Raw genomic sequence first — 4019 nt, 5'->3', positions numbered from 1 at the left:
AGCGCCGTCGTGATGCCGTTGGGATCCGGCGAAATGCGCCCGCCGTCGTCGATGCGGAACGCGGCGTTGTAGTCGGGGCCGGTCTGCTGCTCGCGGCCGCCGTTCTCGAGCACGGTGAACTGCGTCGGGCTGCGCAGGTCGACATCGCGGCGATAGCGCACGCCTTCGGCGCCGACGAGCATCTGGTCGCGCAGCTTGCCCTGCGCGTCGCTCGTGAAGATGAGATCGTAGCGGCTGCCCTCGAACGCGACGCCGGTGTCGATGCGCAGCAGCCAGGTCGTCGCCGCGGCGCCTTGTGCAATACGCAACAATTGCACGCGCTGCTGCGGAACGTTGGACCAGCGCAGGTCGGCGTCTTCGCCGTGCGCCGCCTGCACGCGCGCGTAGTTCGGATCGACCGCCTCGGGCGAGGCGAACCGCGTCTCGCCCCAGACGCTCGCAAGGCAGCGCAATCCTGCCGCATCGAGCGGCGCCGCGGCGAAATCCTGCGCATGCAACGATGCGGCCGGGGCCGTCAGCGGCGTGGCCGGCACCGCCGCGAGACAACTGACCGCCGCCGGCGCGGACGTCGCGGAACTCGCCGGCGGCGGATCAGGCTGGCAGGCGACGAGAAGCAGCGACAACGGCAGCACGCACGGCAGACGAGACGGCATCGACAACTCCTGACAGCGGCTGCGCCGGTCGGAGCAGTCCACAAGGGGCGAGCTTAGCCTGAGCTGAAGGTGGGGTGGTGTGAAACGCAGGGCGAATTCCGAAAGCCGCTGTCCGCCGACGGGAGGGCGGCTTGTTGGGGGGCGAAATGTTGCCTGGTTGCTGTGGTCGGACTGAGCCGACATCGCTTCGGCAGGCCGCCTGATGAATGCGTGGATTCGTTTCAGCGTGCGGCTTGGACGGCGGAGTCTTCGACTCTGTTGGAACGTGCCAAGCGCCGCGATCGCGGGCGCCTGGCCCGCCTTCGGTACTTTATGGCTTGACCATTCCGCCGGCAAAAAGGCAGGGCGTGCGTGAACAAAAATAGGTGTCAGCGAGTGCCGATGACCGGTCAGGAAACGCAATTGCCACGACGCCGCTTTCTGGCGAGAACCAGAACGTGAGTGCCGCCTCGAAACGCAAATGGTTCTGTTCGAAGGTCGCTTCGTCGGTGTCTAGTCGGGGTGTTGCCGCAACCAAGTCCAGGTTCTTCCATGTCGAGTAGGAAATTTTTGTTGCGACTTTCGCGTAGCCATAATTTCCATGCGTCCACTTGTCGACTTTCGCGTAGTTCGTCTTCGGTACTGCAAGCGGAAGCATTTTCGATTGAAGCGCTAAATAGGGGGTGGAGCTGTCTTCCCTGGGAAGGTCTGATTTCCCGACGTCGCGGATCATGATGCTCGTGAGATCACTGCCTATGGCAATTCTTGCGCACTTTTCTAGCGGCAGCGCGGAGGATTGGTCGGCGCAGTTCTTGTACTCGTATCCATCGGGTTGTATCGGAAATGCCGGCACCGAAGCCAGGGCCAGCAGAAGGGGAAAGATTCTAGTCACGGTAGTCACTGGAAATAGTCATGGCATTTGGACGCCTTCGCGCGTCCCGGGATGGTACTTCATCGGTCCGATAGCCTGACGTTGCGTTTCGTGCCCCCTTGGAAAGGGTATGTGTGATGTTTTCTTGCGCGCTCATCGGGTGAGAGGCCGACGGTTTCGCACAGCATCGCAATGTCTCGTCAACTGCGTCAGCGTCAGTCTGCTCCCTCTCGGAAGGTCGGCCTGGGAAAGCTCGGCTGTTGATGCAGTTGGCGCACATGTCCGCGCGATGCGCTTGTTTCTTGTCGTCAGTTGCTCGTCGACGAACGGATCAACGCTCGGGAATCCGCCGGGGCGATGGCCGCAGGCGCGGCCGGGCATCACAGCGCCCTTGTTGCGTACCGTGAAGTCGCGTCTGCGCGCCGCGCCGCACAGACGGAAGGTGAGAAGCGTGTGCACGGAAAATCGGGGACCCGGATCTGTGAGAGCAAGTGCGTTTCTCCGACAGCGACGTCGCTGCCTTGCTGTCGCTTTTCACGGTTCCCCATTCCCGACTCCCCATTCCCGTCGTAAGCCCTACACTACGCGCCCCCGCCGCCGCGTTCGCCACGCCTTGGACGACCCCGCACTGCAAGCCCTGTTCCTGCCGTTTCTCGACGGCACGCTGTCGCCGCCGGCACGGCTCGCGTTTCTGCGGGCGCGGAACGGGCAGGGACTGCAGCAGTTCCGTTCGGTGTTTTCGCGCGTTTCGATCGTCGCCGAGCAGAGCTTTCGTCCGTTCGCCGACGCGCTGCCGCTCGCGGGCGTCGACGTCGGTGCGCAGGTGCAAGGGCGGTTCGAGGCCGTGCTGCTGTTGCCACCGCGACAGCGCGGCGAGGCGCGCGAACTCCTCGCGCATGCGCTCGACTGCGCGATGCCCGGCGCGCTCGTCGTCGCGAGCGTCGCGAACAACGAAGGCGCGCGATCGATCGAGAGCGACTTCGCCGCGCTGGCCGGGCCGTTGTCGACGCTGAGCAAGCACAAGTGCCGCGTGTTCTGGACGCGCGTCGACGCAACGCATGTCGACGCCGCGCTCGCGCAGCGGTGGACCGATGACGCGGCCCCGCGCGCGATCGCGGACGGACGATTCATCAGCCGGCCCGGCGTGTTTGCCTGGGATCGCATCGACAGCGCATCGGCCCTGCTCGCCGCGCATCTGCCCGCCGATCTCGCCGGACGCGGTGCGGATCTCGGCGCGGGCTATGGCTATCTCGCGAGCGAAGTGCTCGCGCGCTGCGCGCAGGTCGACGCGCTCGATCTGTTCGAGGCCGAGGCGCGCGCGCTCGACCTCGCACGCGTCAATCTCCCAGCCGCGGCCGCGTCGCACGCGCGCAGTCCCGCGCTGCGGTATTTCTGGCACGACGTCACGCAGGGATTGCCGCACCGTTACGATTTCATCGTGACGAACCCGCCGTTCCATCAAGGCCGCGCCGACGAGCCCGAACTCGGCCGCCGGTTCATCCGCGTCGCCGCGCAGTCGCTGCATCCGCACGGGCGCCTGCTGCTCGTCGCGAACCGGCATCTTCCCTACGAACAGACCTTGCAGCAGTCCTTCGCGCGGACGCGCGTGCTCGCCGACGCGCACGGCTTCAAGGTCATCGACGCGCAGGAGCCGCGCCCATGAAATTGTTGCGCCTGATCGCAAACCTCGGCTATGGCAGCCGGCGCGAGGTCGCCGCGCTGTTTCGCGACGGACGCGTCACGGACATCGACGGCGCGGAACTCGACGAGGACGCGCGCGACGATCCGGCCCGCGTGCGCGTCGACGGCGAGCCGCTCGATCCGCCGCCCGGACTCGTCGTGCTGCTGCACAAGCCGGTCGGATACACCTGTTCGACCAAGGATCCGGGCCGGCTGGTCTATGACCTGCTGCCGCGGCGCTATCGCTATCGCGATCCGCTGTTGTCGCCGGTCGGACGGCTCGACCGCGATACCTCGGGACTGCTGCTGCTGACCGACGACGGCGCGCTGCTGCATCGGATCATTTCGCCGAAGGCCGCGATTCCGAAACGCTACGAAGCGACGCTCGCGCAGGACCTGCGCGGCGACGAGGCCGCGGTCTTCGCGAGCGGCACGCTGATGCTCGAATCGGAAAAGACGCCGCTGCTGCCGGCCGAACTCGACGTGGAATCCCCGCGGCTCGCGCGGCTGACCCTGCACGAAGGCCGCTACCATCAGGTGCGGCGCATGTTCGCCGCGGTCGGCAATCACGTGACCGCGCTGCATCGTTCGGCGGTCGGCAGGCTCACGCTGGACGGGCTCGCGCCCGGCGAGTGGCGTGCGCTGGACGCGGGCGACATCGCGCGCGTGTTCGCGCGTGACTGACGCATCCGGAATCGCTCAGCTCGTGGTTTCGCCCGCGACGCCCTTGTCGGTGACGACGGGCCGCGCGAGACGCGCTTCGCGATGCGCGATGTAGATGTTGCTGCCGACGATGATCGCGGCGCCGACACCGGTCCAGATGTCGAGTTTTTCGG

3 protein-coding genes and 1 pseudogene are annotated in these 4019 nt (G+C 66.3%); 2 read left to right on the top strand and 2 right to left on the bottom strand.

Features of this window, described 5'->3' with window-relative positions:
* A pseudogene (locus tag VLF18_RS18335) lies at positions 1–653 on the bottom strand (hypothetical protein); the annotation flags it as partial.
* Positions 654–963: 310 nt separating this feature from the next.
* Entirely contained in the window at positions 964–1524 is a 561-nt protein-coding gene (locus VLF18_RS18330) for a hypothetical protein (RefSeq protein ID WP_325281070.1), read from the bottom strand.
* Positions 1525–2116: 592 nt separating this feature from the next.
* On the opposite strand from VLF18_RS18330, the gene VLF18_RS18325 reads away from it, so the two are divergent.
* Together VLF18_RS18325 and VLF18_RS18320 are read left to right on the top strand one after the other, a co-directional pair.
* Entirely contained in the window at positions 2117–3166 is a 1050-nt protein-coding gene (locus VLF18_RS18325; RefSeq protein WP_325281069.1) for a class I SAM-dependent methyltransferase, read from the top strand.
* Complete coding sequence (locus VLF18_RS18320) at positions 3163–3867, top strand: pseudouridine synthase (RefSeq protein ID WP_325281068.1); 705 nt, start codon at positions 3163–3165, stop codon at positions 3865–3867. The genes VLF18_RS18325 and VLF18_RS18320 overlap by 4 nt, the downstream gene beginning before the upstream one ends.
* The last annotated feature ends 152 nt before the right edge of the window (positions 3868–4019 follow it).

Source organism: Tahibacter sp., from assembly GCF_035481375.1.
In the GTDB taxonomy this organism is placed as follows: Bacteria; Pseudomonadota; Gammaproteobacteria; order Xanthomonadales; family Rhodanobacteraceae; genus Tahibacter.
The sequence above is the reverse complement of the archived record's forward strand: the minus strand, read 5'-3'. Positions and strand labels throughout refer to the sequence as shown.

What these genes read in the sequence shown, in the direction of transcription:
- VLF18_RS18320 (WP_325281068.1), top strand. Translation starts at nt 3,163, where the DNA reads ATGAAATTGTTGCGCCTGATCGCAAACCTCGGCTATGGCAGCCGGCGC.